Below are 23,815 nucleotides of genomic sequence, written 5' to 3' on the forward strand. Positions count from 1 at the left end.
GACCTGAATCACAGAGCAGCGTTCGCCAACCTGTCGAAACCGTGACGGACCCATGCGCTTCATACTTCAATTATAATACGCGATTGTTGAAATGTGTTAATGGACAAAAATTTCTGCTTTATGCAAGTGCTGCTGAGAAACACAGGGTGTCTTCATAGGAACTTGGCTGGAGATCATCAATATAGTTGGTATACACGGTGATGTCTTTGTAGCCGTTTTCCCGTAAAGACATAATAAATTCATCACGTCCAAACCAATGTAGGGAAAGTTTACTAAAATAGCCAATTGCTAATCTTAAAATAATTAGCAATTGGCTATATATTACAACGCACTACAAATAAATAATTAGCTATACCCTAAGTTAGTGCTTCAGCACCACCTACAACCTCAAGGAGTTCTTGAGTAATTGCAGCTTGTCGGGCTTTGTTGTAAGACAGGGTGAGGGTGTTAATTAGTTCACCAGCATTTTCACTGGCATTACTCATGGCTGTCATCCGCGCTGCTAGTTCACTAGCCGCAGATTCTTGTAGCGCCCGCAATAGCTGGTTACTCAAATACAGGGGCAACAAAGAATCGAGAATCTGCACTGGATCTTGCTCGAAGATCATGTCAGGAGCTAAGGCGCGGGCTTGGCTAGCCACTTTTTCCCGTTCAACTTCAAACTTACCGCCACGAGTTGTCAAGCGGAAGACTTCATCATCGGCTGCTTCTAGACCTTGTGGATCAAGAGGCAGTAGGGTTTGGATCACAGGACGGGAGCTAACTAAGGAAAGGAATCTGGTATAGATCAATTCGATGCGGTCAACTTCTTCCGAAAGGAACAAGGAAAGTAGTTGATCGGCAATCTGATTAGCTTCTGCTGCGGTGGGAATTTGCTCTAAGCCGCTGTAAGTAGCATCAATTGGCTGATCGCGGCGTTGAAAGTACTGTGTAGCTTTGCGCCCAACGATCACAAATTGATAGTTTAAACCTTCTGCCTGGATTTCTTTGGCGCGGTTTTCTGCACGACGGATAACGTTATTATTGTAGCCGCCGCATAGACCGCGATCGCCTGAAATAACCAACAACCCAACTGACTTAACTTGGCGTTTTTTCAGTAGTGGTAGGTTTGCTTCTTCAAAGCGCAGACGGCTTTGCAAACCATATAATACTTGTGCCAAGCGATCGGCAAAGGGGCGAGTTGCTAGCACTTGTTCTTGCGCCCGACGCACTCTAGCCGCAGCTACGAGACGCATGGCTTCTGTGATTTTTTTGGTGTTTTTGACCGACTGAATGCGATCGCGTATTGCTTTTAGATTGGCCATATTTTTTTCCTTAGTAGTTAGTCATTTGTCCTTTGTTATTAGTCAGTAGTCATTAGTTCTGTACCAATGACCAATGACCAATGACTAATGACTAATTACGCTGTAGCTTTGAAGGTCTTCTTGTATTCGGTAAGCGCTTCCTTCAAAGCAGCTTCTTCTGCGTCACCTAGTGCTTTAGATGCTTGTACTCCTTGGGCATACTGGGTCTTGCCAGTCTTTAAGTACTCACGTAGACCAGCAGTGAAGGTGGTTACTTGATTTACAGGTACATCATCTAAATAACCATTAATACCAGCGTATAAAATTGCTACTTGCTCGTATACCGAGAGTGGGGAATTTTGTGGCTGCTTGAGGAGTTCGCGCAACCGTTGACCCCTTGCCAACTGGTCTTGAGTGGCTTTATCTAAGTCAGAAGCAAATTGTGCGAAGGCTTGCAGGTCGTCAAATTGGGCTAGTTCCAATTTGATCTTACCGGCAACTTTTTTCATTGCCTTGGTTTGAGCGGCAGAACCCACGCGGGATACTGAAATACCGGGGTTAACAGCGGGACGGATACCAGCGTTAAACAAGTCAGAAGACAGGAATATCTGACCATCGGTAATAGAAATTACGTTGGTGGGGATGTATGCTGAAACGTCACCAGCTTGGGTTTCGATAATTGGTAGGGCGGTCATACTGCCTTTACCTAATTCGTCACTCAGCTTTGCGGCTCTTTCTAACAAGCGGGAGTGAATGTAGAATACATCTCCAGGATAAGCTTCGCGTCCTGGTGGACGACGCAGCAGTAGGGACATTTGGCGATAAGCTTGGGCTTGCTTGGAAAGGTCATCATAAATTACCAGGGTAGCTTTGCCTTTGTACATAAAGTACTCGGCAATAGTTGCGCCTGTGTAAGGAGCTAGGTATTGTAGGGTTGCTGGTTCACTGGCGCTAGCAAAGACGACGACGGTGTAATCCATTGCGCCTTTTTCTTGCAATGTTTGCACCACGTTAGCAACTGTGGAAGCCTTTTGACCGATCGCAACGTAGACACAAACTACATCTTCTTCTTTTTGGTTGATGATGGTGTCGATCGCGATCGCAGTTTTACCGGTTTGGCGATCGCCAATAATCAATTCCCGCTGACCACGACCGATAGGAATCATTGAGTCAATAGCTGTAATACCCGTTTGCATGGGTTCGTGTACAGACCGACGGGCAATGATACCTGGTGCAGGAGATTCAATCAAACGGCTTTCTGAGGACTTGATGTCTCCCTTACCATCGATGGGAAGACCCAAAGCGTTTACAACTCGTCCAATTAAAGCTTCTCCTACGGGTACTTGGGCAATTCTACCAGTGGCAGTTACAGAACTACCTTCTTGAATTTCCAGCCCTTCACCCATCAGCACCGCGCCCACGTTGTCTTCTTCTAAGTTTTGGGCGATGCCTATTGTGCCATCTTCAAATTCCAAAAGTTCCCCAGACATAGCCTTTTCCAGACCATAAATCCGGGCAATACCGTCACCAACTTGGAGAACCGTACCAACGTTAGCAACTTTGACCTCTTGATCGTATTGCTCGATTTGTTGTTGGATAATGCTGCTAATTTCGTCAGGTCTAATTGATATGCTCATGTGTCTATCTTGTTTGCTTTCGAGACGGAAGTAAAAGGGACTGGGGATTAGGGACTGGGGATTAGGGACTGGGGATTAGGGATGTAAAGAATTTATGACTATAATCTTTTTCCTAGTCCCCAGTACCCAGCCCCCAGTCCCCAGTCCCAATTTTCTAACTATTAGTTAAGCGCAATGAAAGGCGGCGTAACTGACCCCGGATACTAGCGTCAATTACCTGCGAACCTACTTTAATGATCACACCACCAATTAACTCGCTGTCTACCCTGGTTTCTAGTTCTACCTGGCGAGCATTGGAGATGGCGATGACCTTTTGGATGATTGCCTGCTGTTGAGCTTCTGTGAGGGGAACGGCTGAAATTACTTCCGCTAATACGGTTTGATTCAGCTGCCGCAACAGCGCTAGATACTGTTGAAAAATATCTTCCAAGAATGCAATGCGCCGCTTATCTACCAGTATCAGCAAAAAATTGCGTAAGTAGGGATTAGAACCTTCACCGAGTATTTGTTTGATGAGAGCTTTTTTGTTCTCAGACTGAATAAACGGGTTGCTGAAGAAGTTGTGTAGCTGTTTGTCTGCCCTGAGCAGTCCCAGGAAAGTCCGCGCATCTTCCCCAAACTCTTCAGTCAAGTTTTTCGATTGTGCTATTGACAAAAGTGCCTGTGCGTAAGGTTGGGCTACTTCGGCTGAAGCTACCTGACTTGTCATACATTGCCTCCCAGTTGTGCGATGCTGCGGTCAATTAAACCTTGTTGAGCATCATCGGCAATCCCGCTTTTGAGTTGCGATTCGACTTTTTGCAATGCTAGTGTAGCAACTCGTTGCCGCAGTTGAGCGATCGCTCGATCAGTTTCACTGTTTAAATCTGCTGCTGCTGTTTGTTTTAAGCGTTCTACGTCTTGCACTGCCTTCGCTAACAAGGCTTCTTTCGCTTTTTGAGCGTTTTCTGTGGCAGATTGGCGGATGCGTTCTGCCTCTGCCTGAGATTGCTTCAATTGCTCTTGCGCTTGGGAAAGGGCAGTCTTTGCCTCTTTTAAGCGCCCTTCTGCTTCCTGAATTGCAGTGGCAATATTGGATTGTCGCTCGTTCAGGATATTGCTTAAAACCTTACGTCCGAAGTAGAATAGTATGCCAATCAGAATCGCTAGATTAATCAGATTGGTTTCAAAAATGTCTAGGTTTAGACCGAAACCACCTTCTGCTGCGCCTTCTGCCAATTCAGAGTGAACAGCGTTCGCTTCTGCGGCAAGTAATAAGAATGTCCCCATGATACCCATTTACAAGTGCGCTGCTCGCTTGCTAATACGTTGTATTTTCCCAAGGGAAGGAAATTTAAGTATCTTTCCCCAGAAGGGAAAAAGTGCCTTTTTTGACACTTAATTAAGCGCTCTGGACTAGGGGCCAGTTGCGCGTATGCTTTACACAGAACCAATCTCGTTAGCTTATCTAACTGGAGTTGGCCCCAATAGTTTTTCTAGAATCTGCCTACTTAGAGCATCAACTTGTTGCTCTAAGGTGCTAAAGGCTGCTTGCTTTTGTTGTTCGATTTCAACAGAAGCTTGTTCTCGTTGAGACTGAGCTTCTTTTTGGGCTTCAGCGATTTTTTCGGCAGTAATTTTCTTAGCTTCAAGTTGAGCGGCTTCTACGGTAGCTTGCGATTGTCTGCGAGCGTCTGCGAGTTGCTGCTCATATTCGGTAGCCAAGCGCTCGGCTTTAGCCAAGCTCTCCCGCGCCTCAAGGGTATTAGTTCGGATATAATTATCGCGATCGTCTAGTACCTTGGTCAGTGGCTTATAGAAAATTGCATTCAACAAAGCTGCTAATAGCAGGAATTGCAATGCCATGAAGGGCAAGGTAGCATCGAAATCAAACATTTGTCTCCTCTTTGGCTGGAGTAGCAGTTTTCATGGCTAGCAACGTCATCCAACCTTTCATATTTTAGAGACCCATAGCCAACAAGGGTCAACGGAACATTAAAACTATTAAGATACCCAAAATATTTTGATTGTAGAGGCGTGATAATTCACGTCTCCACACTCACAAAATTTTCAGGTCTTATGCGAAGGGGTTAGCAAACAGCAATACCAAGGCAATTACTAGACCATAGATAGTCAAAGATTCCATGAATGCCAAGGTTAATAGCAGAGTACCGCGAATTTTTCCTTCTGCTTCAGGTTGACGAGCAATACCTTCTACTGCTTGTCCAGCAGCGTTTCCTTGACCGATACCAGGGCCAATTGCAGCTAAACCAATCGCTAAAGCAGCAGCGAGAACTGAAGCAGCCTGAACTAATGGATCCATGTTGATTTTCCTTGCTTTGATTACAAAACTAACAGACATTACGTTAACGACTAGAAACGTGGTTTTCACGCTGCACTCGCTTCTTTGAAATCGCGCTTTGCGATGTTTTGAGCGAATATGCTCTTCTTGACTGTGCTATCAACTGAGAAGTTTAATGCTCCTCATGTTCTTCTCCTCCATGCCCCTCCATTGCCTCATGAATGTATGCTCCGGCTAGGGTGGCAAAAACCAGGGCTTGAATGGCACTGGTAAATAAACCCAAGGCCATTACAGGCAGAGGTACAAATAGAGGAACTAGCAGCACCAATACCGCTACTACCAACTCATCCGCCAAAATATTACCAAATAGCCGGAAGCTTAGGGAGAGGGGTTTGGTGAAATCTTCTAGAATTGCGATCGGCAACAAAACAGGTGTTGGCTCTATATATTTCTTAAAGTAGCCTAAACCCCGTTTGCTAAAACCTGCGTAAAAGTACGCCAAGGAGGTTAGCAATGCCAATGCAACAGTCGTATTGATGTCATTGGTGGGAGCTGCCAATTCGCCTGAAGGTAGCTTGATGAGCTTCCAGGGAATTAGCGCACCTGACCAGTTCGATACGAAAATAAACAAGAACAATGTGCCAATAAATGGCACCCAAGGGCGGTACTCTTTCTCACCAAGTTGGTTTTTGGCCAAATCACGAATAAATTCTAGGGCGTATTCCATCAAATTCTGGATGCCCTTGGGAATTCTCTGTGCATTTCGAGTAGCAGCTATTGAAGCCACTACTAGAATACTAATCACAAACCATGAGGTGAGAAAAACTTGCCCATGAATTTTAAGATTGCCCAACTGCCAGTAGAAATGATGTCCTACTTCTAATTCGGCGAGGGGAAAAGAATTAAAGGCGTTTAAGACACTAAGCATTTGCATTCTTCAAGCATTTTCCCCAACGAGCGAGGATGGGATTACTATCTTTGTGAGCCTGACTTTTTAAGAATCAGGAATGAACGCAATTTGCACCATATAGACGAAGAGCGTGGCTTTGTAAGTTAGAAATCCCAAAAAAATGGGCAAAATCTGTAGCTCACGCCATTGAGTTGCCACGATCATCACTCCCATAAACAGAGCAAAACGAGTTTTGCTCAGACTGGTTTTTTCACTACCAAGCTGCTCAACATCTCTAGCCAACATTTTTAAGTAAACCACACCTGTACACGCCCCAATTAAATAATTTAGGGCAATGTTTAAGGAATAAAAAATCCACACAGAGATAAAAATAACCCCCGTCAAGACAAGCGTGATTACCAACAATCGCTGGAAGAGTTGATAGAACTCTTGCATGGAGTTACCTGATTCTGTGTCTTCAGAACCAGTTTTAGCATCTTGTTGCGTTGTCGGAGTGGGCGCAATTGATTCGTCAGACAAGCTCACGGGACTTGAAACCAGTACAGTTAAATATGATGACTGCACATTCAGTCAGCTGAATCATATCACGATGCGGTAACAATACTTTAGGAAAAAACAATTAACTTCTTGTCAACATCAGGGAGTAAGTGCCGACAGACTAAAGCCTACAGCACTTCTACTAAGTTCGTCGAGGTGGACTTGGTGAAAAAGTAAGGTTTTATAGGATATTCATAAGCTGAGGACAGGCAAGATGCCTGCCCCACAAGAGTCTTGGGTTGAATATACCTCAGGGTTAAATTATCTTGGCAGTCCGCAGACCGAACAGCAAACCTACAGATAAGCCAAAGAATAAACCCAAGAAGACGACATAAGATACAATTGCAAACATTTATTGCTCTCCAGAATACTTCCTAAATCTATTGAATCATTAGTTGTTGGGCATTGGGTATTGGGCAAAACAGTTCCGAGTTTGGAGTGCTGTTAGCGGTAACGGGGCATTTAGCTTGTGCTGAGTAAGATTCCCCACTCCCCATTTCCTAGATTGCGATACAATACAGCCCACAAGCGCTTGTTTGGGGTTGGGCAATGACTTCTGTAATTAATGTAAATCTACCAGGGCAGTCTTATGAGATTGCGATAACTTCTCTTCTCCTGTCGGAGACGCTGCACGAACGAGACGCTACGCGAGCGTTGAGCTACGCTAACGCACCTTCGAGTTTAGATCAACTGGGTCAACAGATGGCCAGTCTCAAGCTGGGCAAGAAGGTAATGCTAGTTTCTAATCCGACGATTTTTAAGCATTTTGGCGAAAGAGTAATTACATCCCTAAAATCTGCTGGATTTGAAGTTGCTAGCTGCACTCTACCACCTGGTGAACGTTACAAAACCCTCAATTCCATCCAAAAACTCTACGATGTAGCCTTGGAAAACCGCCTAGAACGTTCTTCTACGATGGTGGCTTTGGGGGGAGGAGTAGTTGGGGATATGACTGGCTTTGCAGCCGCAACTTGGTTGCGCGGTATTAATGTTGTCCAAGTGCCTACCTCTTTGTTGGCGATGGTAGATTCAGCAATTGGTGGCAAAACTGGTGTGAATCATCCCCACGGTAAAAACTTAATTGGGGCATTCCATCAACCGCGTTTGGTTTTGATTGACCCAGATGTGTTAAAAACTCTACCTATGCGTGAGTTTCGATCAGGGATGGCAGAAGTTATCAAGTACGGTGTGATTTGGGATGCCGAATTGTTTGCCCAGTTGGAAGCAAGTAAACGCCTCGACCAACTCCGCTATGTCAAACCTGACCTACTAACAAACATATTAACGCGATCCTGTCAAGCAAAAGCTGATGTTGTTGGCAAAGATGAGAAAGAAGGCGGATTACGCGCAATTCTCAACTATGGTCATACCATTGGTCATGCAGTGGAAAGTTTGACTGGTTATCGTTTAGTGAATCACGGTGAAGCGGTGGCTATTGGTATGGTGGCAGCCGGTCAAATTGCTGTGGATTTAGGATTGTGGCAAAAGGAAGACACAGAACGTCAAAATGCTTTAATTCAAAAAACGGGTTTACCGACTCAGTTACCAGATGGGGTAGATATTGAAGCAATTATTGAGGCGTTGCAGTTAGATAAGAAAGTCAAAGCCGGGAAAGTGAGGTTTGTTTTACCAACAGAGATTGGTGTAGTAACAGTTACCGATGAAGTGCCATCGGATATTATTCGGCAAGTGTTGCGGGGAATGTGAACAATTTGAAGAAGAATTCAAGAGTCAGAATACAAATTAGTTACTCTGTCCTTCAATTACGAATTACGAATTATTGAGCCATGATACTCCAAGCCAAGAATCAATTAACCTTGCAAGAGTTTTTAAATCTTCCAACAGGTGAGGGAGATGTAACTTATGAGCTTGTTGATGGTCAAGCAATTCCTAAAATGTCACCCAAAAAATTTCACTCTAAACTTACCCGTGCCCTTCTCAATTTGATTGAGCAATGCTGTGAGGGGAAAGGAGAAATTTGCCCAGAATTAGCTGTTGTATTAACTCGTCGAGGGCGAGATTGGATGCCAATACCGGATATTTTGTATATTTCTAATGAACGTTTACCCGCTGATTGGGATCAAGAAGGAGCATGTTCTGTTCCTCCTGATTTGGTGATTGAAATTATTTCGCCCGGACAAACCTTTGGGCAAATGACGGCTAAAGCCAAAGACTATTTAGATGCTAAGGTGCTGCGGGTATGGGTATTAGATAGTAAAGCTAGAAGTATTACTGTTTTTTATCCAGATGCAGCACCACAAACTTATATGGGAGAAGAATTACTTACAGATTCTTTATTTGAGGGACTAGAATTTACGGTTGAGCAGGTGTTTCAAAAGGCGAAAATACCATTAGCTACTGAATAGCACAATTCTCTTGTTTTAAACATCCATCGAAATTTCAAGTAGTGGAAGGTTTGCCTAACTTTAACAAGTTGCTTGAGCAACTTATCTGGTTAATGTAGATGGTAGCTGGATTTTCGCTGTGCTGTACTAATAATTTAGTTGATTAATTCACCCATTTGTAGGAGGTAATTAGCAACCCAATAAGTGTACTTTGCTTATAATCAGAGCAATACAAGATGGTTTGAGATTCAAGCGACAGATGTATGAACTATGTTCAACCTAATATTCACCAGATGTATAAAAATAAAACTCTTAGTGGTTTCAACAGCTTTTTTTCTAGCTGTACAGAGTTCTGCCAATGCTCAACAAGCTGTTCCTAGTTTGACGCCAGCACAAGCTCAACATTTATCCCGTGACTTGGTTCCATATAATTCTCAAGACTTTTTTCGGCAAGGAAAAGATTCAATTGAGAGAGAAATTCAAATTCTTAGGGAAAGACAACAGCCCTCAATTAAACCTGTTCTTAAGATTGATTTAGTACCGCAGATTAAAAGACCACATTCCCAGCAAAAACCTCAACGCCTTATCTAAATAAGAATCATCATCCTTCTACAACTCTTTAAATCGCTATTTATTGCAGTGTTAATTCTTGAGCCATAACACATAAGCTACACTCCCAGGTATCAGAATCACTATGCTCTGCTTCTGAGTAACAGAGGTTTTGTGTTTTCAAGAAACTTTGCAATACAAGTTTACAATTTTAATCGTCTAGCAAACTCATCAACGCCTGAACTTCAACATCTTGCGGCTCTGATAATTCAGCTTGTAACTTTAACAATTCATTCTGTAATGCCTCTGCAACATAGATCATATTAGATTCTTGTGCAATTTTTAGCTGATTTTCTTTAACTTTGATTTGTTTAAGCAAGTTATCTTTAACATGAATTGAATTGTAATATTGAGCGATCATAGCTTTACATTTATTATCAATCTATGGAGTGCAATTAAATTTACCACTTATGTATTATTCCACACTTTTCTCATTTTTTAAATATAGTGGTTCTTGATGAGTTACAAGAACCCCACCCCCAACCCCCTAAGAGCAAGTGAGGAGGGGACTTGGATGCTCAATGCTATTTTGCTCTATTCTCATAAGGAGTAAATTTTTAACCATAAATCCTTAAACCACAAAACTGCATAGTTTTTTCTACAGTTCTATTCTCAATAGTTTGGGAATACTCAATATACTATGTCCATATTTGTACAGATTTTTACATAAACAGAAATCATAATATAAGATTAATTAACTTGGGGCGGATTTTTAGATACACACTTTAAATTGTCTATTAGGTCTCCGAGTCTTGTAGATATGTTAAAGAATTTTTTCGTGAACAGTATGAACTTCAAGTTGATAAAGAGAAACATTTACACCTTTGTAAAAATTATATCTACAGTGCTGATAACAAGTGCAATTGGATTAGAATCGTGGAATATTTATGCAGTAATAAATAATATTAATGTACCAGGCAGCCTTAATCCAATTTTTTGGATTGAGCGTTTTGCCATGATGAGCCATTTTATCGAGGGTATTATAGCAGCTTTTTATGCACCTTCAAGACAAAAAATGCCAGTAAAATATGCTACTTATACTTTTTTTGTCGGCACTATTGGGTTGTTAGAACTGTTTGATCGGCAGGATGAGTATTGAAGCTTCTAAGCCTTGGAGATATAGGTTTTTGGATTAGGTTAGTTTGTAGAGTGCGTTACGCGATCGCACTCTACGTACAAAAAACAAGTTATTAAATATACTTTAGAAAGAAAAAATCATCTGCGGGAGTTTCCCAATGAATGTAGGTAACTAATAAATCTGGCACTCAGAAAGGAGTATAGTTTATATAGTTAGCTTTTTGCTGAAATTTTAGTTTTACACTAAGGAATTAAAAAATGTCTACTGATACTGACATAGTTGCTTACGTTGAAGAAAGCGAATTTGATGTTGTTTTAAATGGAAGTGAAGAGAAAGTTGTTGTTGTTGATTTTACTGCTACTTGGTGTGGCCCCTGTCGCTTAGTCAGTCCGTTAATGGATCAACTTGCCGAAGAATACAAAGGTCGTGCTAAAGTCGTGAAGGTAGATGTTGACAGCAATAAGCCGATTTTCAAAAAATTCGGTCTTCGCAGTATTCCAGCGGTTTTAATTTTTAAAGATGGTATTCTAGCAGAAACTATCGTGGGAGTTTCTCCTTACGAGGACTTCAGCAACGCTGTTCAAAAGCTTCTTTAGCTAATTCGTAATTCGTAATTCGCAGAGAACATAATCAGGAATTACGAATTATTTTCAATATTTCCTTGTCGCCTATAATGTGCTTGGAGTAAACCACTAGGATATTGTTTTGAGTTAATCAGCTCCAATTTTACTTCAGGGGTAGGTGGTGGAAAAAGGTGTATACCGCCACCTAAGATAGTTGGAATAGTTGAAATGATATATTCGTCAATCAAGCTGTGCTGAAGAAACGAATTGATTAATTTTCCGCCACCAACTAGCCAGATGTTTTCTAAGCCTTGAGCCTCTATATTTGCTAACGCCTGTTTTACTGGGTCAGAAACAAACACAACGTCTTCACGGTCAGATTGGAGATGGCGCTGGGTGAAAACGAAGGATTTTTTGTCTGGATAAGGCCATTGATCAAAACCCAGCCCGACTTCATACGTCTTGCTACCTAAGACGATCGCATCAATCGATTCGTAGAAAGCAGTGTAACCGTAGTCTTCACCTTCTGTATCAAGAATTGATAGCCACTCAATTCCGCCATCGCTGCGAGCAATGTAGCCATCCAAACTAGCTGCAATGTAGAGTGTAACTTTCGTCATTGTGCTTGGTGAATTTGGTAGTTTGCACTCAATGAGTGCAAGCGAACACAGGCTTATTCCTTCTACAGCATTTTAGCCTTTGATGGTTCTGGACGATTATTTTAATTGAAGATATCACAAAAGAGCGATGGCTACGACGGGCTATGCCTACGCTTCCCCAACTCACTTACGTTTTTTGATTGTGCGACTTAAACCGGCCTGCAATAAATTCTCGCTGAGATAAATGCTTTGTATTGCGTTTGGTGACTCGCTCTCGCCACATCTTGAAACTAGATTCTTTCATTTCGCGCCTCATTAGAGCAATTACCTGTTTCTCCAGCAGCCCAAACTGAGCCTCAATGGCATCAAAAGATGTTCTATCTTCCCATGCCATTTCAATGACGCGATCGATGGTTTGTGAATCGAGGTTAGGTAGCTTCATTTTTTTTGTGGGCAATTGGTAAATTCGAGCTATATATCTATTTTACTTTTCGTTTTGAAGAACCATTGTGTCTGCTGCACCCAGTTGCAGGGCATAGAGGTTGGCATAAACACCCCGATGATTGACGAGTTCGGCGTGAGTACCCTGTTCGACAATTTCTCCCTGCTGAATTACTAATACCTGATCTGCTTGAGTAACTGTACTGAGACGGTGGGCAATTACGAAACTAGTACGACCTTGGAGCAAGCGGGCGATCGCACTTTGCACTAGCGCTTCTGTACGCGTGTCAATGCTGCTGGTGGCTTCATCCAGAATCAGAATTCGGGGATTAATTAATATCGCACGAGCAATACTGATTAGTTGTCGCTGTCCTTGACTCAGGGGTGCGCCGCGTTCACCTAATTGAGTTGTATAACCCTGTGGTAGTGAGGTAATGAACTCATGCACATTTGCTAGTTGTGCAGCCGCTTCGATATCAGCTTGGGTGGTGTAAGGAGCGCCAAAAGCAATGTTTTCGGCGACGGTGCCGCTAAACAAAATATTGTCTTGCAGGACGATGCCTATTTGACGGCGCAGACTTGCTTGAGTCACGCTACGCACATCAATATCATCAATTTTCACTGCACCGCCAGATACATCATAGAAGCGCAAAATCAAGTTAATAATTGTACTTTTTCCCGAACCGGTCGGCCCTACTAACGCAACCATCTGCCCTGGATAGGCGTGCAAATTCACTCCTTTGAGAACTAGTTGATCTGGGTTATAGCCAAATTTGACATTCTCGAATGTCACCTCACCTTGAATAGGCGGCATTTCTGTGGCATCGGGTGCATCTTTGAGTTCTGATGGTTCATCTAATAATAGAAAGATTCGCTCTAATCCGGCGAAGGCAGATTGAGCTTGGGTGTAAAACTGGCTGAGAATTTGGATCGGGCGGAAGAATTGCTGGACGTAAAGTAAAAAGGATGTCACCACACCCACTGTTGCAGCTCCTGTTACGGCCAGATAGCCGCCGTATGCCAGCACGCCTGCGGTTGCGAGTGTGTTGAGAAAATCGATGGAGGGCAAAAAGGCTGAAGTAATTGCCACAGCTTCAACGTTGGCATCTCTATTGGCGGCGTTAAGAACGTCGAATTCTGCGATATTCATCTGTACGCGATTAAATGCTTGGGCTTCTCGCACGCTGCCAATATCTTCTTCTAACTTGGCGGAAAGCTCCCCAATAGTTTGTCGCGTAACGCGAAATCTGGCTCTTGCCCAACGTGCAAATAAGCTTGTGGTAAAAATCATCAGTGGTACAACCAGATTGCTCAACAAACCGAGTTGTAGGTTGATTGAGAGCATCGCAATCACAATGCCAACCAAACTGAAAGCGTTGCCCAGCATTTGGGCGACCGTCAGTCCAAATGCTTGATTCACGGTATTGACATCATTCAGTAAGCGACTCATTAAATCGCCTGCTTCACTGCGATCAAAAAAGCTGAGTGGTAAACTTTGGATTTTAATGAAAATGTCTTGCCTTAATTGAGCCAGCAATCGCTGCATAATCCAGCCGACTCGAATAATTTGACCTCGAATTGCTAAGACACCAAGTCCATAGTTCAGCCCTAGTAGCCCTAACAACATCAGCAGTCCTTGCAAATTCCCTTGTGCAATCAGATGATCGATTGACCAGCCGAGAAAGAATGGCCCAACTGCCTGAGTTATGGCACCAATTAATACTAATGTCAGGGCGATGGGAATTTCTTTGCGATAGAGTAGCACGTATTGCAAAAAGCGCCGCAGGGTGGAAGGTTGCTGACTCGTTTGCTCAGATGCAACAACGGGAATAGTGCCTCTCATAAAAATTTGTGATTTTAGATTTGGGATTAAAAGTCTTTATTACCAGGCTGTGAGCAAAATTAATTATGCTAATTGGAGATCATTTTTTCTCTTTTGGTTTTACCTGAGATTCCAAAATCACACCGTAGAGGGGGCTGGTTTGCATCAATTCCTCATGAGTCCCTTGTGCTACCAATCGTCCTTTATCCATGAGAAAAATGCGATCGGCATTTTGGACGGTGCTAATACGTTGAGCTACTACAAAGGTTGTACAAGCTTTCTGGCGCATTAAGCCATCTAGTTCGGCTTGAATTTGGGCAGCAGTTTTGGCATCCACAGCCGAGGTACTATCGTCCAAAATTAGAATGCTGTAATCGGTTAGTAAAGTACGAGCGATCGCAATTCGTTGTTTTTGTCCACCAGATAAGCCCACGCCTCGTTCACCCACAATCGTCTCGTAACCATCGGGTAGACTGATAATAAAATCGTGCATTTGGGCAGTTTTTGCAACCTCAATCACCTGCTCTAAGGTGGCATTGGGTTTGGCGTAGGCAATATTTTCGCGGATTGTGCCAGAGAAGAGGGTGGTTTCTTGAAATACAATCCCAATACGCGATCTGAGGCTTTTGAGTGTGAAACTTGTGACATCTCGTCCGTCAATCCGAACTGCCCCATTTGTGGCATCGTAAAAGCGGGGAATCAGGTTCATAATTGTGCTTTTTCCCGAACCAGTCATGCCGAGAACGGCGATTAGCTCGTTGGGCTTGGTTTCAAAGGAAACTTCTTTGAGAGTTTCGGTTGTCGCTCCTGGATAGCGAAAGGAAACATTTTCAAAGGTAATTCTACCTCCGCAAGTGTCAAATGGGACAGCACCGGGGCGATCGCGAATTTCTACTTCTGCATCTACAACTTCATAGACACGTTCGGCGGAAGCAGCTGCTTGAGAGATGGCGGGTGCGGCAAATCCAATTAACAAAATCGGTTGGAGTATCAACGCTAAGTAGGAGTTAAACGCCACCAGTTCCCCAATGGAAAATCTGCGCCCAATCACCTGCGCTCCCCCATAGGCGAAAACTGCCAGTGTTACCAAATTACTCACCAAAAAAATGAATGGGAAGGTATTGCGGATGGCGCTAATGGTCTTCATGTTTGCCCTGACTAGACCATCATTTAGAGTCGTGTAACGCGACCTTTCGGTTGACTCCCGCACAAACGCTTTCACCACCCGGATTCCTAGCAAATTCTCTTGCAATACAGCATTGAGGTCGCTTAGTTGCTCTTGTACTTGCCGAAAAAGTTTATTATTGCGAGTAACGAATTGTGCCATCAACCATGCGGCTATGGGCACTGCCGTTAGCGTAATCAGTGCTAGTTGCCAGTTCATCACTAGCAAAACTACCGAAATACTCACCAATGTCACAAGTGAACCGACGACTTGAATTAAGCTAGTGCCAACAAAGGTACGAATCTGCTCAATATCGCTGGTGACACGGGTTAGTAGTTGGGAAGTCTGCGCTTGGTCATGAAAGCTGAAACTGAGATTTTGAATTTTGCTGAAAATTTTGTTTCGCAGATCGTAAGCAACACCCTGAGACGCTGCTTCTGCTAGATAGCTTTGTCCAAAATTAAATACACCACGAGCGATCGCCGCGACTACCATCCAGGCGGCGCTACATAGCACAATTTGGAGGTTTTTTTGCGAGATTCCCTCATCAATTCCCCACCGAAATAGTTGTGGGGTGACAGCATTTGCGATCGTCAACAGCAACAGGCTGACCAATGCTCCCAATGAAGTCCATCGGTAAGTGCTCAAACTCTTAAGCACACGCTGGGTTGGCTTTATCGACGAAGTTTCCTGGAGTTCTGGTTGCTGAACCAATGGTATTTACCCCTGTATCTTTGGAAAATTATCTCGTACTTTGATTGTAAAAAAACAATTGGCCAATTGAAAGTGGAAAATGTGACATAGAGAGCAGCTCTCCCTTTTGTGATGAAAATTCCGAGTTTTGGGACAGTGACATGGGAGAATACCTGTTTGGCAAGCATTGCGGCTAATCCATTTCCAGACCTGAAAAAACCAAAGAACAAGAATAATGGCTCAAAATTTTCATAGCAATTCCCAACTTCCCTTAGATATCTCACCTGCTATCAGTCGCACAGCCAAGCCAAGTTCTGAGTTCTACTCTCTTTTTTCTGAAGAAGAAATTTTAGGGATAATTCATGCATTAGAAACCAAACGAGAAATCCCTCTCAAGTATTCTTATAAAGGGAGAGGTGCAAAAGTTTGGGACGATTTTTATCTAAAATATGTTATCCCTAGATGGTATGGAAGATCAAATATAGAAATTGACCTGTTAAAAGATAATTTTAAATATCTGAATGGCAATATCCCAACTGGTACAAGAGTAAATATTGTAGACGTTGGTGCAGGGAATTCATATCCAGTTAAAAAATTTATCCGCCGACTGAATAAATTAGGAAAAGTTAATAAATATATTGCCTTAGATATTAGTCAAGAACTGCTTTATGTATCCAGAAATAATTTTAAAAACTGGTTTCCACTAGTCGATTTTATCAGTTCCACTATTGATATAGAAAATAGTTGTGTACCCAAAACTTTATTTCAAAATCAAGCTGGTCTTGATTTTGACGACACAGCCAAAATCTTTTTACATTTAGGAGTTACCATTGGTAATCATCAAAATAGAGATCAGGTACTCAAAAACTTTAGAGAGAGTATGGGGAAAAATGATTTTTTAGTGTTCACTAACGAAACTGGTTCTAACTCTCAATGGAATGGAATAGTTAGAGGTGGCTGCAAGTATCATGTAGAAGAAGTATATGGATGGGTTAAAAATAAGATTGGAATTAAATCTGAAGATTGCGAACTAGTGAGAAAATATGATTTAAAAACAGATAGTATAGTTGCTAATCTGAAGCTTCTTCATGATTACACTATCAATTTTAGTCGAATGGGGATAGATAACAATATTGAAATATCCGAAGGTGAAGAGATTACTATTTGGCGACATCACAAGTATGAAATGCCTAAACTTTTGCAAGAAATAGAACGTTCTGGACTACAACTGGTTCACTATAGTACTGACAAATACAAATCACATATTATGGTCATTTGTAAGGTTGCTAGTAACTAATCTTTTTAATTAGATTTCCCCTGTTATCTAAAAAATAGTTAATATACAGCACATAGGGTATAAATCAAATACGATTGTAGCAGCAGTCCAGAGAATTTTTTAGGTCTTTTATAGCACTTCTGTGTTGAGTCCAACAGAGACTTAACTCTCAACCCTTCCTCACAAGGGAAGGGGAATAAGATTCAAAGTCTTTCTCCTTTTAAGAGGATGTTTTAAAAGTTTTTTTGGTAGCATCTAAACCTCGAAAACCTAACCCCCCAGCCCCCCTTTCCTACAAGGGAATGGGGTTTCAAAGCCTTTTGACCTTTCGGGGAGAGGTATGGAAGCGGGGTTTTGAGTATACTTTACAACTTTTTAAACAACCTCTAAAAGAGAGATCAGAGTGTATTGCATACATAGACGCCTAGCCACTACTCTACGAGTTCTCCAACGGAGTACCCGCAGCGTACAAGAAGCGCTATAGCGAAAATATTTCTTATCCGTATCTAGGGCGTGCTAAATCTTTCTGATGATGCTAGAAAATCGCTTTGACTTAGCTTGTGTATCAATTAAATGTACATCAAACGCGGTCTAGGCTCAGGAACTGGACGCCCCAAATCCTTAGCTATTTCTATCCATTCCTGCACAACTAATTCTACATTATGCAGGGCTTCTTGATAAGTATCACCGTCAGCAGCACAGCCTGATAATTCTGGTACTTCAGCAATAAAGGCTTGATCTAATTCACTCCAGTAGAGAATAATTTCATACCGAAACATCATTTTTGCTTCCTAACTTATACTTGAGAATCACTGCCCGAACTTGTTTAATTTGATAGCTTTTGGCTTTTCCTCTTTTATGTTGCAGGTTCAATATTTCCTCAACATCGGCTTTGACAAAAATACGATGATCGCCACGAATCCTTTCATCAAAGCCTAGTCTATATAAAAGTTGCCACAGTTGGGCAAAAGGGATGTCTGTATCAGAAGTCCCAGAGAGAATTTTTTCTAAGAGTTTGTCTTGCTGACTCACGTTTTTCTGACTGTCTTAATGTTTATATAGTCTCATATTTATTTAAAATCAGGGTATACAAAAGCAAAATGATAGTTTTGCTTCCAAATAGCTAGTCCAGTGATCAGGGAAAATTGTAGGCTTGGATACTGTTCCACTGATTTACTTAATTGCAAAAAATACTAATTATTTGGATGTTATACCATTTCACAGAAACCTTGATACATATAATAGATTGATCGTAGGGGACATTGCTGTGCCTCTACGAACGTATTCATATCATTATTAAAGTGAAGGGGTATTACAGATGGTTTATTTAAAGCAGTGTTTGGCAATGAGTTTAGTGTTATGACATCAGTTTTGCCGCTAGTGGGGTGTATCATTTATCTTCACAAATGATGCTTGTTTCCCATCGTTACTGAGGTTATAAGTCTTAATATTGGCTCAATTTATAGCGTGACTACTTTTCTACAATCCCGTAGTGTAGCCTTCCACAGGAAAGGTATCGTCAATTTATAAGTAATATAGGCAACTACAGAGGGCAAATTGTTGAGATTGCTCATATCATAGGCTGAGGTATAAATCCATCTCAGTCAGTGTTGGATATTTAGTAATAAATATTACGCGAATATGAAAAACCAGATTCTAGGTGCAGCGGCATTTTTAACCACGATTAGTTTGACAATAACCGTACAAGCAGCAAATTCTGAACATATTAAACAGTTATTAGCAACCAAACAATGTCAAAACTGTGATTTGACGAGTGCAGGTTTAGTGATGGCTGACTTATCTGGAGCCAATTTGAGCGGTGCTAATCTCACAGGTGCTAACCTTAGCCGTGCAAACTTAAGCGGCGCAGATTTGCGGGGTGCAAACTTGAGTGGGGCTAGTTTATTTGGTGTTAACCTGAGCGAAGCTAAATTTAGTGGGGCAAATTTGACGGGCGCTGATTTGAGAAATACTTATTTAGCAAATGCAGAACTGACTGGTGCTTACCTGAATGGTGCTAACTTTCAGGGTGCAGTTGGGATACCATTACAAATTGCTTCACCAGAAGAATTTTATGCTTGGGGTGTAGCAGAAGGGCAAAAAGGTAACCAACAGCAAGCAATCGGTTATTTTAATCAAGCGATCGCTATTAAACCAGAATATGCGGGTGCTTATTTAGCTCGTGGTGTCGCCCGTTACCAAATACTAGATAGACAAGGTGCATTTCAAGATGCCCAAATTGCGGAAAAATTGTTTACATCCCAAAACAACGGTAGTGGAACGCTAACAGCCCAAGCTTTTATAAAAGAACTGCAAACACCCGTCAATGAGAAGGTAAGTACTGGTAGCCCCAGTTTTATGGACTTTTTTGGAAGTCTTGGCTCAGTCTTGCTCCAGTTCTTCCCTTTTTGAGTGGGATAATAACAGATGACAAATGACAAATAACAAATGACTTTATCTAACGAATTATGGGCAGCAAATCAAGACTTAGCCCAAGCTTGCCTAGAGCATCCTTTCGTTCAAGGTATTGGCGATGGTACTCTTGAGCAAGCTAAATTTGCTTACTACGTAGGGCAAGATGCTTTTTTCTTAGAAGCTTTTGCCCGTGCCTACAGTATCGCCGCAGCTAAAGCACCAGACTGGTTAGGTTTCACCACATTTTATAACTTAGCTAGTGGAGTTTTAGAAGAACTGCGGCTGCATAGTAGCTATGCTTCTGAGTGGGGAGTCAACTTATATTCTGTGGAACCTGCATCTGCCACCCGCCGCTATACTGATTTTTTGCTAGCAACTGCTTGGGGCAAAGATGTAGGTTTAACTGCTGCGGCGATGTCTCCTTGTATGCGTTTGTATGCGTTTTTGGGAGAAAAGTTGGCTGGTAACGGCATTCCTAATCATCAATATGCAGACTGGATTCGTACTTATAGCAGCGCAGATTTTCAACCACTAACACAACAATTAGAAAATTTGGTTGACAATTATGCCGTTACAAATTCTGTTGTGCATTCAACTTATCGTTATGCAATGTTTTGTGAGCGTGACTTTTTTCAGGCTGCGTGGATTTTGGAGTAGGGGCGCAAAGCTAGCTGTTCCCCCCTACTTAACAAATAATTGAGAGTTAATCTCTGTTTATACTCATCAGTCTGTTGTTTTAGGGTAAACACAATTAGCAAATGCGATCGCCGAAATAGCAAATGTAGTCGTCGAAATAGCAAATGCGATCGCCTTTCAGAAAACCTCAAAAATAAAGCGTAGACGCGTAGCGGCTTTCGTCTGTCCACTAAATTGCACTGTTAGGTTCGCATCTGCCAAGATTTTGGATCTCTGCGACCATGAAAAATTGCTGTGACAATTACTCGACTCGAAACAATTCGATAGTACACAGCATACGGAAATCGTCTTACTATTGCTCGTCGAACATCACGGTAGGTAACTGCATAGGATTCTGGCATCTGGCAAATTAGATTCACCGTTTTGTCTACACAGTCTAAAAACTCGTCACCCAGACCGGGTTTCTGGCTCTCGTACCAACTGTGTGCATCATTAAGTTCTTCTCGAACCTCTGGGCGAAACACCAGGACATAATTCATTGCTGCCCCTTAATTGATGCTTTGATTTCCTCCCAAGTCAGCACATTATCTGGATTTGAATCATATTCAGCAGTTCGACGATCAAGCTCTTGCTTTTGTGCATCGGTTAAATCAGGGTAAACTTGCTCTGCTGCGATGCTATCCCAAATTGCCTGTACAATACGGATTCTATCTTCAACACTGAGAGTTGCGATTTCGTTCAAAGTAGCTGTGATATCCATACTGATTAACTTGGAGTGAGGAAGCAACTGGTAACACCTTAAATATAGCGGACAAGATTTTGTCCATTCACAACCCTAACCAATACCGCAAAGATTGCTCTAACAGTTCAGCATCAGTATCAGCTAACTTGCCAATCACTTTGACAACTAAGCTTTTATGCACTGTGTATAAACCTCTCTTGACTGCTGTAGCCACGTTTAGCCCTGCTGCTGCCCATTCAGACAAGACAAACTCACCTTCTAGCAATGCTCCAGTTTTGCTCGTCAAGGGTGTAATTAGGATATCTTGAGAAATGTGTGGCGCACTTACAACAACAGCAGGTCTAACTTTTGAACTGGACAAATCTGAAAAGGGATACTGAACCAAAATGATGTCATTTTTAGAGTAATTGGGCATAGACATCATCCTCAGCGTTATCCCAAACTGATGAGAGTGATGTTTGACTGGTTTGAAGCCAAAATTCAGTTTCATCATCAGGAAGCAGCGTCACTAGCACTCTTGTTCCTTCCGGTAATTCCTCTGACTCCAGCAATTCGATTTTTCCTTCCCGAACAGTAGCCCAAAGCGTTTTTAGCATATCTGTTTTATGAATAGTCATGCTTTAATTTTATGCTTCGATAGTTGATGAGGAGCGATCGCCTTACAGAAAACCTCAAAAATAATGCGATCGCCTGTTATGTAAGAGTAAGCGATCGCCTTGCAGAAAACCTCAAAAACAAAGCGATCGCCTGTTGTGGAAGGAAGGGTGAGTGCGATCGCTTTGCAGAAAAGCTCAAAAATAATGCGATCGCCTATTGTGGAAGAGTAAGTGCGATCGCCTTACAGAAAACCTCAAAAACTAAGCGATCGCTGTTGTGGAAGAGTGAGTGCGATCGCCTTACAGAAAACCTCAAAAATAATGCGTATAAGCGTAGTGTCTTTTCGTTAGACATTGCCTATTGTGACAACTAACTATGTATTTAGCGAATTTATTTTAAATTATCTAATACTACGTTTTCTAGTATGTATGTAACAAAATCTTTTTGTTTGATCCCAATATTAATCGGTAGAGCTTTTGCTTGGACATAATTATTAGTTAACTGAATTAACTCAGACAAGGTGTTACTAATAAATTCATTAGAAAAATCAATATCTTTAAGTGTCTCTACATCTTTAGGTTTATAGTCACGTTTCTGAAGTGTTTTTACTACTAGCAACATACCTAAATGGAACATTAATATTCGGATTGGTGAAGCATGATTCCACTGTTCCTTAATCACTATGTTACTTGCTTTATTAGATATAAAACTACGAATATAACTTTCCAAGTTTTTCATAGTTTTCGCACAGAATAGATATACTTCAAGACTAACTTTTTGACTAAAAACTCGTTTGTAATCGTTGTCTTTCTTAAGGATTGATGATGGTCTTGAACGTGCAATATCTGGCTCATGGAAAACTATTGCTATGACCGACTGAGCTAAGTATGGAATACTAATGATTCTATCAACTTGTTTACCTGTGTTCTTGTAATAATTTTTTCGACGGTCATAAAACCATTCTTGATTTAAAAAGAAATTTTCTATGTCTAATTGTATTGGATCTGTAGCTTTTAAAGAAGCTGGTGGAATAGGAGTTTGAAAATTTGTTGCTTTGATAATACGGTCTCTAGTTTCTGGATCATTTGTAACAACTATTTTTATTAAAATAGCTCTTTCTTCGTTCAACTCATTGTTATTATTTCCTTTATTGTTTATATAATGATAAATTGTGTTTGTTGTCTGTAAACCATTTACAACTTGTACATCATCTAGACTAATTGTTTTACCAGCAACACTTGCTTTTGAAGATAAAATAGTTATTCCATTATTGAGCCACCAAAAATCTAGCTTTTCATTTAACTCTAAAGTGGCTTTTATATCTTTATTAACCTCTACATTACTACCTTGATAGTCTCGAACATTAAACGCAAAGATGTATTTACGTAATTCATCGTTATCATAAGTAACGAAATTATAATAATCTTTCAAAGATGCTAAAATAACATAGTTATCTTCACCTCTGGAAATGTAATTCTCAATAAATTTTAACTGTAAAGTATAGCTTTTTTCAAGTCGATAAGAATCTATTAGTTCTCGCGCACCAACAAAGCTAGCATCAACTTTTGCTCCTGAAAAATATCTACTAGTATTTTTTTTTAAGACTTCAGACTGATTATGTACCTTTTGATTTATAGCTGATACGTCACCTTTGCTTGCATATACATATGTTATTTCAATAGAAGGATGTTGTGATGCAAGATTAAGATACAATTCACGAAAAAAAGTAATTTTATTAATTAAATCAGAATTATAATATTTTTGAATCTGATCGATATTTTTTTCTAAATCAAAAATATTCATTGTAGTTGAAAGCCATTTTTCAATAGCTTTCTCAGAAAAAGAATCAGACCGTTTTGATTGAATTAAGAATAGTTGTATGCAAGGACTTTTTTTAAAATTGTCTAATTCTATATCCTCACTAACAAAATCATTATTAATAAAAATAAAGAAACCATCAATTCCACCATCATCACCTCCTCCTATTTTTCCATAACTTAACTCGTCATATGAAAGATCATATTTTTTCAATATTTGTTCAAAAGTAAATATTTCAAAGAATTCATCATCGGGTAATGTGTTATCACTTTTATTTATTTTTTGCTTGATAATATTATCGAGAACTATGCTATCATTACCAGCCTATATATTTTTTTCCTAACTGTATTACAAATAGTGTTTATTGT

General features: G+C 41.1%; 31 protein-coding genes. 9 read left to right on the forward strand and 22 right to left on the reverse strand.

Translation table 11 applies throughout. The features are described 5' to 3' along the window. Positions 1 to 356: 356 nt before the first annotated feature. The 9 genes from HWQ44_RS26715 to petL form a co-directional block, all read right to left on the reverse strand. Entirely contained in the window at positions 357 to 1,304 is a 948-nt protein-coding gene (locus HWQ44_RS26715; protein ID WP_292724924.1) for a F0F1 ATP synthase subunit gamma, read from the reverse strand. A gap of 95 nt (positions 1,305 to 1,399) precedes the next feature. Next, positions 1,400 to 2,920, reverse strand: a complete 1,521-nt coding sequence (atpA, locus tag HWQ44_RS26720) for a F0F1 ATP synthase subunit alpha (protein WP_292724926.1) — start codon at positions 2,918 to 2,920, stop codon at positions 1,400 to 1,402. Between the two features lie 154 nt (positions 2,921 to 3,074). Then, positions 3,075 to 3,629: an ATP synthase F1 subunit delta gene (gene atpH / locus HWQ44_RS26725; RefSeq protein WP_292724928.1), complete on the reverse strand. Its 555-nt coding sequence runs from the start codon at positions 3,627 to 3,629 to the stop codon at positions 3,075 to 3,077. Then, positions 3,626 to 4,198 carry a F0F1 ATP synthase subunit B gene (locus HWQ44_RS26730; RefSeq protein WP_292724930.1) on the reverse strand — a complete coding sequence of 191 codons (573 nt, stop codon included), beginning with the start codon at positions 4,196 to 4,198 and terminating at the stop codon, positions 3,626 to 3,628. The genes atpH and HWQ44_RS26730 overlap by 4 nt, the downstream gene beginning before the upstream one ends. 165 nt (positions 4,199 to 4,363) lie before the next feature. Further along, positions 4,364 to 4,795 (reverse strand): F0F1 ATP synthase subunit B', encoded by a 432-nt coding sequence (locus HWQ44_RS26735; protein WP_094328069.1) that lies wholly within the window; start codon positions 4,793 to 4,795, stop codon positions 4,364 to 4,366. Between the two features lie 181 nt (positions 4,796 to 4,976). Next, positions 4,977 to 5,222: an ATP synthase F0 subunit C gene (gene atpE / locus HWQ44_RS26740; RefSeq protein ID WP_013192016.1), complete on the reverse strand. Its 246-nt coding sequence runs from the start codon at positions 5,220 to 5,222 to the stop codon at positions 4,977 to 4,979. 151 nt (positions 5,223 to 5,373) lie between these two features. Then, positions 5,374 to 6,135 (reverse strand): F0F1 ATP synthase subunit A, encoded by a 762-nt coding sequence (gene atpB, locus HWQ44_RS26745; RefSeq protein WP_012411161.1) that lies wholly within the window; start codon positions 6,133 to 6,135, stop codon positions 5,374 to 5,376. Between the two features lie 60 nt (positions 6,136 to 6,195). Then, a complete protein-coding gene (locus HWQ44_RS26750) occupies positions 6,196 to 6,636 on the reverse strand; it encodes an ATP synthase subunit I (RefSeq protein ID WP_292724941.1) in 441 nt (146 codons plus the stop codon). A gap of 268 nt (positions 6,637 to 6,904) precedes the next feature. Next, positions 6,905 to 7,000 (reverse strand): cytochrome b6-f complex subunit PetL, encoded by a 96-nt coding sequence (gene petL, locus HWQ44_RS26755; RefSeq protein ID WP_084227316.1) that lies wholly within the window; start codon positions 6,998 to 7,000, stop codon positions 6,905 to 6,907. 197 nt (positions 7,001 to 7,197) lie between these two features. Between petL and aroB the strand changes: the two genes are divergently transcribed. The 3 genes from aroB (at position 7,198) to HWQ44_RS26770 (ending at position 9,584) form a co-directional block, all read left to right on the forward strand. After that, the gene (gene aroB, locus HWQ44_RS26760) at positions 7,198 to 8,355 is read left to right on the forward strand and encodes a 3-dehydroquinate synthase (RefSeq protein WP_292724943.1); all 1,158 of its coding nucleotides are present in this window, start codon (positions 7,198 to 7,200) and stop codon (positions 8,353 to 8,355) included. 80 nt (positions 8,356 to 8,435) lie between these two features. Further along, positions 8,436 to 9,014 carry a Uma2 family endonuclease gene (locus HWQ44_RS26765; protein WP_292724944.1) on the forward strand — a complete coding sequence of 193 codons (579 nt, stop codon included), beginning with the start codon at positions 8,436 to 8,438 and terminating at the stop codon, positions 9,012 to 9,014. 294 nt (positions 9,015 to 9,308) lie between these two features. Further along, entirely contained in the window at positions 9,309 to 9,584 is a 276-nt protein-coding gene (locus HWQ44_RS26770) for a hypothetical protein (protein WP_292724945.1), read from the forward strand. A 169-nt stretch (positions 9,585 to 9,753) separates the two neighbouring features. Here the strand turns inward: HWQ44_RS26770 and HWQ44_RS26775 are convergent, their stop codons facing one another. Next, positions 9,754 to 9,963 carry a hypothetical protein gene (locus tag HWQ44_RS26775; RefSeq protein WP_292724946.1) on the reverse strand — a complete coding sequence of 70 codons (210 nt, stop codon included), beginning with the start codon at positions 9,961 to 9,963 and terminating at the stop codon, positions 9,754 to 9,756. A gap of 426 nt (positions 9,964 to 10,389) precedes the next feature. On the opposite strand from HWQ44_RS26775, the gene HWQ44_RS26780 reads away from it, so the two are divergent. Together HWQ44_RS26780 and trxA are read left to right on the forward strand one after the other, a co-directional pair. Then, a complete protein-coding gene (locus HWQ44_RS26780; protein ID WP_292724947.1) occupies positions 10,390 to 10,701 on the forward strand; it encodes a hypothetical protein in 312 nt (103 codons plus the stop codon). 236 nt (positions 10,702 to 10,937) lie between these two features. Beyond that, on the forward strand, positions 10,938 to 11,276 hold the full coding sequence (trxA, locus tag HWQ44_RS26785) for a thioredoxin (RefSeq protein WP_292724949.1): 339 nt from the start codon (positions 10,938 to 10,940) through the stop codon (positions 11,274 to 11,276). Between the two features lie 41 nt (positions 11,277 to 11,317). Here trxA and HWQ44_RS26790 read toward each other — a convergent pair whose 3' ends face one another. From HWQ44_RS26790 to HWQ44_RS26805, 4 genes are all read right to left on the reverse strand, one after another. Then, the gene (locus HWQ44_RS26790) at positions 11,318 to 11,863 is read right to left on the reverse strand and encodes a dihydrofolate reductase family protein (protein ID WP_292724951.1); all 546 of its coding nucleotides are present in this window, start codon (positions 11,861 to 11,863) and stop codon (positions 11,318 to 11,320) included. 166 nt (positions 11,864 to 12,029) lie between these two features. After that, positions 12,030 to 12,284, reverse strand: coding sequence for a TIGR03643 family protein (locus HWQ44_RS26795; protein WP_292724953.1), 255 nt, complete (start codon positions 12,282 to 12,284; stop codon positions 12,030 to 12,032). A 42-nt stretch (positions 12,285 to 12,326) separates the two neighbouring features. Then, positions 12,327 to 14,126, reverse strand: coding sequence for an ABC transporter ATP-binding protein (locus HWQ44_RS26800; protein WP_292724955.1), 1,800 nt, complete (start codon positions 14,124 to 14,126; stop codon positions 12,327 to 12,329). Positions 14,127 to 14,205: 79 nt separating this feature from the next. Further along, the gene (locus tag HWQ44_RS26805; RefSeq protein ID WP_292724957.1) at positions 14,206 to 15,984 is read right to left on the reverse strand and encodes an ABC transporter ATP-binding protein; all 1,779 of its coding nucleotides are present in this window, start codon (positions 15,982 to 15,984) and stop codon (positions 14,206 to 14,208) included. Between the two features lie 214 nt (positions 15,985 to 16,198). Here HWQ44_RS26805 and HWQ44_RS26810 point away from each other — a divergent pair, with 214 nt between their 5' ends. Continuing rightward, positions 16,199 to 17,260 carry an L-histidine N(alpha)-methyltransferase gene (locus tag HWQ44_RS26810; RefSeq protein WP_292724959.1) on the forward strand — a complete coding sequence of 354 codons (1,062 nt, stop codon included), beginning with the start codon at positions 16,199 to 16,201 and terminating at the stop codon, positions 17,258 to 17,260. 548 nt (positions 17,261 to 17,808) lie between these two features. Here the strand turns inward: HWQ44_RS26810 and HWQ44_RS26815 are convergent. Together HWQ44_RS26815 and HWQ44_RS26820 are read right to left on the reverse strand one after the other, a co-directional pair. Continuing rightward, on the reverse strand, positions 17,809 to 18,021 hold the full coding sequence (locus HWQ44_RS26815; protein ID WP_292724961.1) for a type II toxin-antitoxin system HicB family antitoxin: 213 nt from the start codon (positions 18,019 to 18,021) through the stop codon (positions 17,809 to 17,811). After that, entirely contained in the window at positions 18,005 to 18,271 is a 267-nt protein-coding gene (locus tag HWQ44_RS26820; protein WP_292724962.1) for a type II toxin-antitoxin system HicA family toxin, read from the reverse strand. The genes HWQ44_RS26815 and HWQ44_RS26820 overlap by 17 nt, the downstream gene beginning before the upstream one ends. A gap of 609 nt (positions 18,272 to 18,880) precedes the next feature. Between HWQ44_RS26820 and HWQ44_RS26825 the strand changes: the two genes are divergently transcribed. After that, the gene (locus HWQ44_RS26825; RefSeq protein WP_292724964.1) at positions 18,881 to 19,651 is read left to right on the forward strand and encodes a pentapeptide repeat-containing protein; all 771 of its coding nucleotides are present in this window, start codon (positions 18,881 to 18,883) and stop codon (positions 19,649 to 19,651) included. 36 nt (positions 19,652 to 19,687) lie between these two features. After that, positions 19,688 to 20,311 carry a TenA family protein gene (locus HWQ44_RS26830; protein WP_292724966.1) on the forward strand — a complete coding sequence of 208 codons (624 nt, stop codon included), beginning with the start codon at positions 19,688 to 19,690 and terminating at the stop codon, positions 20,309 to 20,311. Here HWQ44_RS26830 and HWQ44_RS26835 read toward each other — a convergent pair. The 5 genes from HWQ44_RS26835 to HWQ44_RS26855 form a co-directional block, all read right to left on the reverse strand. Then, entirely contained in the window at positions 20,287 to 20,520 is a 234-nt protein-coding gene (locus tag HWQ44_RS26835) for a hypothetical protein (protein WP_292724968.1), read from the reverse strand. The genes HWQ44_RS26830 and HWQ44_RS26835 overlap by 25 nt on opposite strands. A gap of 12 nt (positions 20,521 to 20,532) precedes the next feature. Beyond that, positions 20,533 to 20,829 (reverse strand): type II toxin-antitoxin system RelE/ParE family toxin, encoded by a 297-nt coding sequence (locus HWQ44_RS26840; RefSeq protein WP_292724969.1) that lies wholly within the window; start codon positions 20,827 to 20,829, stop codon positions 20,533 to 20,535. Continuing rightward, positions 20,826 to 21,050 (reverse strand): addiction module protein, encoded by a 225-nt coding sequence (locus tag HWQ44_RS26845; RefSeq protein ID WP_292724971.1) that lies wholly within the window; start codon positions 21,048 to 21,050, stop codon positions 20,826 to 20,828. The genes HWQ44_RS26840 and HWQ44_RS26845 overlap by 4 nt, the downstream gene beginning before the upstream one ends. A 67-nt stretch (positions 21,051 to 21,117) precedes the next feature. Further along, entirely contained in the window at positions 21,118 to 21,447 is a 330-nt protein-coding gene (locus HWQ44_RS26850) for a type II toxin-antitoxin system PemK/MazF family toxin (protein ID WP_292724972.1), read from the reverse strand. Next, complete coding sequence (locus HWQ44_RS26855) at positions 21,431 to 21,649, reverse strand: hypothetical protein (RefSeq protein ID WP_251956212.1); 219 nt, start codon at positions 21,647 to 21,649, stop codon at positions 21,431 to 21,433. The genes HWQ44_RS26850 and HWQ44_RS26855 overlap by 17 nt, the downstream gene beginning before the upstream one ends. A 26-nt stretch (positions 21,650 to 21,675) precedes the next feature. On the opposite strand from HWQ44_RS26855, the gene HWQ44_RS26860 reads away from it, so the two are divergent. Beyond that, positions 21,676 to 22,002: a hypothetical protein gene (locus HWQ44_RS26860; protein ID WP_292724976.1), complete on the forward strand. Its 327-nt coding sequence runs from the start codon at positions 21,676 to 21,678 to the stop codon at positions 22,000 to 22,002. A gap of 17 nt (positions 22,003 to 22,019) precedes the next feature. On the opposite strand, the gene HWQ44_RS26865 is transcribed toward HWQ44_RS26860, so the two are convergent. Next, complete coding sequence (locus HWQ44_RS26865) at positions 22,020 to 23,660, reverse strand: AIPR family protein (RefSeq protein ID WP_292724977.1); 1,641 nt, start codon at positions 23,658 to 23,660, stop codon at positions 22,020 to 22,022. Positions 23,661 to 23,815 lie beyond the last annotated feature (155 nt).

Source organism: Nostoc sp. JL34 (genome assembly GCF_017114945.1).
Taxonomy (GTDB): domain Bacteria; phylum Cyanobacteriota; class Cyanobacteriia; order Cyanobacteriales; family Nostocaceae; genus Nostoc.

Bases quoted from the DNA above. Each gene is read 5' to 3' on its own strand.
- HWQ44_RS26795 (WP_292724953.1), bottom strand. From the start codon at position 12,284: ATGAAGCTACCTAACCTCGATTCACAAACCATCGATCGCGTCATTGAA.
- HWQ44_RS26815 (WP_292724961.1), bottom strand. From the start codon at position 18,021: ATGATGTTTCGGTATGAAATTATTCTCTACTGGAGTGAATTAGATCAA.
- HWQ44_RS26775 (WP_292724946.1), bottom strand. From the start codon at position 9,963: ATGATCGCTCAATATTACAATTCAATTCATGTTAAAGATAACTTGCTT.
- atpE (WP_013192016.1), bottom strand. From the start codon at position 5,222: ATGGATCCATTAGTTCAGGCTGCTTCAGTTCTCGCTGCTGCTTTAGCG.
- HWQ44_RS26860 (WP_292724976.1), top strand. From the start codon at position 21,676: ATGAGGAGCGATCGCCTTACAGAAAACCTCAAAAATAATGCGATCGCC.
- HWQ44_RS26765 (WP_292724944.1), top strand. From the start codon at position 8,436: ATGATACTCCAAGCCAAGAATCAATTAACCTTGCAAGAGTTTTTAAAT.
- HWQ44_RS26810 (WP_292724959.1), top strand. From the start codon at position 16,199: ATGGCTCAAAATTTTCATAGCAATTCCCAACTTCCCTTAGATATCTCA.
- atpA (WP_292724926.1), bottom strand. From the start codon at position 2,920: ATGAGCATATCAATTAGACCTGACGAAATTAGCAGCATTATCCAACAA.
- HWQ44_RS26800 (WP_292724955.1), bottom strand. From the start codon at position 14,126: ATGAGAGGCACTATTCCCGTTGTTGCATCTGAGCAAACGAGTCAGCAA.
- HWQ44_RS26715 (WP_292724924.1), bottom strand. From the start codon at position 1,304: ATGGCCAATCTAAAAGCAATACGCGATCGCATTCAGTCGGTCAAAAAC.
- petL (WP_084227316.1), bottom strand. From the start codon at position 7,000: ATGTTTGCAATTGTATCTTATGTCGTCTTCTTGGGTTTATTCTTTGGC.
- trxA (WP_292724949.1), top strand. From the start codon at position 10,938: ATGTCTACTGATACTGACATAGTTGCTTACGTTGAAGAAAGCGAATTT.
- HWQ44_RS26790 (WP_292724951.1), bottom strand. From the start codon at position 11,863: ATGACGAAAGTTACACTCTACATTGCAGCTAGTTTGGATGGCTACATT.
- HWQ44_RS26780 (WP_292724947.1), top strand. From the start codon at position 10,390: ATGAACTTCAAGTTGATAAAGAGAAACATTTACACCTTTGTAAAAATT.
- HWQ44_RS26735 (WP_094328069.1), bottom strand. From the start codon at position 4,795: ATGTTTGATTTCGATGCTACCTTGCCCTTCATGGCATTGCAATTCCTG.
- atpH (WP_292724928.1), bottom strand. From the start codon at position 3,629: ATGACAAGTCAGGTAGCTTCAGCCGAAGTAGCCCAACCTTACGCACAG.
- HWQ44_RS26825 (WP_292724964.1), top strand. From the start codon at position 18,881: ATGAAAAACCAGATTCTAGGTGCAGCGGCATTTTTAACCACGATTAGT.
- HWQ44_RS26840 (WP_292724969.1), bottom strand. From the start codon at position 20,829: ATGAATTATGTCCTGGTGTTTCGCCCAGAGGTTCGAGAAGAACTTAAT.
- HWQ44_RS26730 (WP_292724930.1), bottom strand. From the start codon at position 4,198: ATGGGTATCATGGGGACATTCTTATTACTTGCCGCAGAAGCGAACGCT.
- HWQ44_RS26830 (WP_292724966.1), top strand. From the start codon at position 19,688: ATGACTTTATCTAACGAATTATGGGCAGCAAATCAAGACTTAGCCCAA.
- aroB (WP_292724943.1), top strand. From the start codon at position 7,198: ATGACTTCTGTAATTAATGTAAATCTACCAGGGCAGTCTTATGAGATT.
- HWQ44_RS26855 (WP_251956212.1), bottom strand. From the start codon at position 21,649: ATGACTATTCATAAAACAGATATGCTAAAAACGCTTTGGGCTACTGTT.
- atpB (WP_012411161.1), bottom strand. From the start codon at position 6,135: ATGCAAATGCTTAGTGTCTTAAACGCCTTTAATTCTTTTCCCCTCGCC.
- HWQ44_RS26850 (WP_292724972.1), bottom strand. From the start codon at position 21,447: ATGCCCAATTACTCTAAAAATGACATCATTTTGGTTCAGTATCCCTTT.
- HWQ44_RS26845 (WP_292724971.1), bottom strand. From the start codon at position 21,050: ATGGATATCACAGCTACTTTGAACGAAATCGCAACTCTCAGTGTTGAA.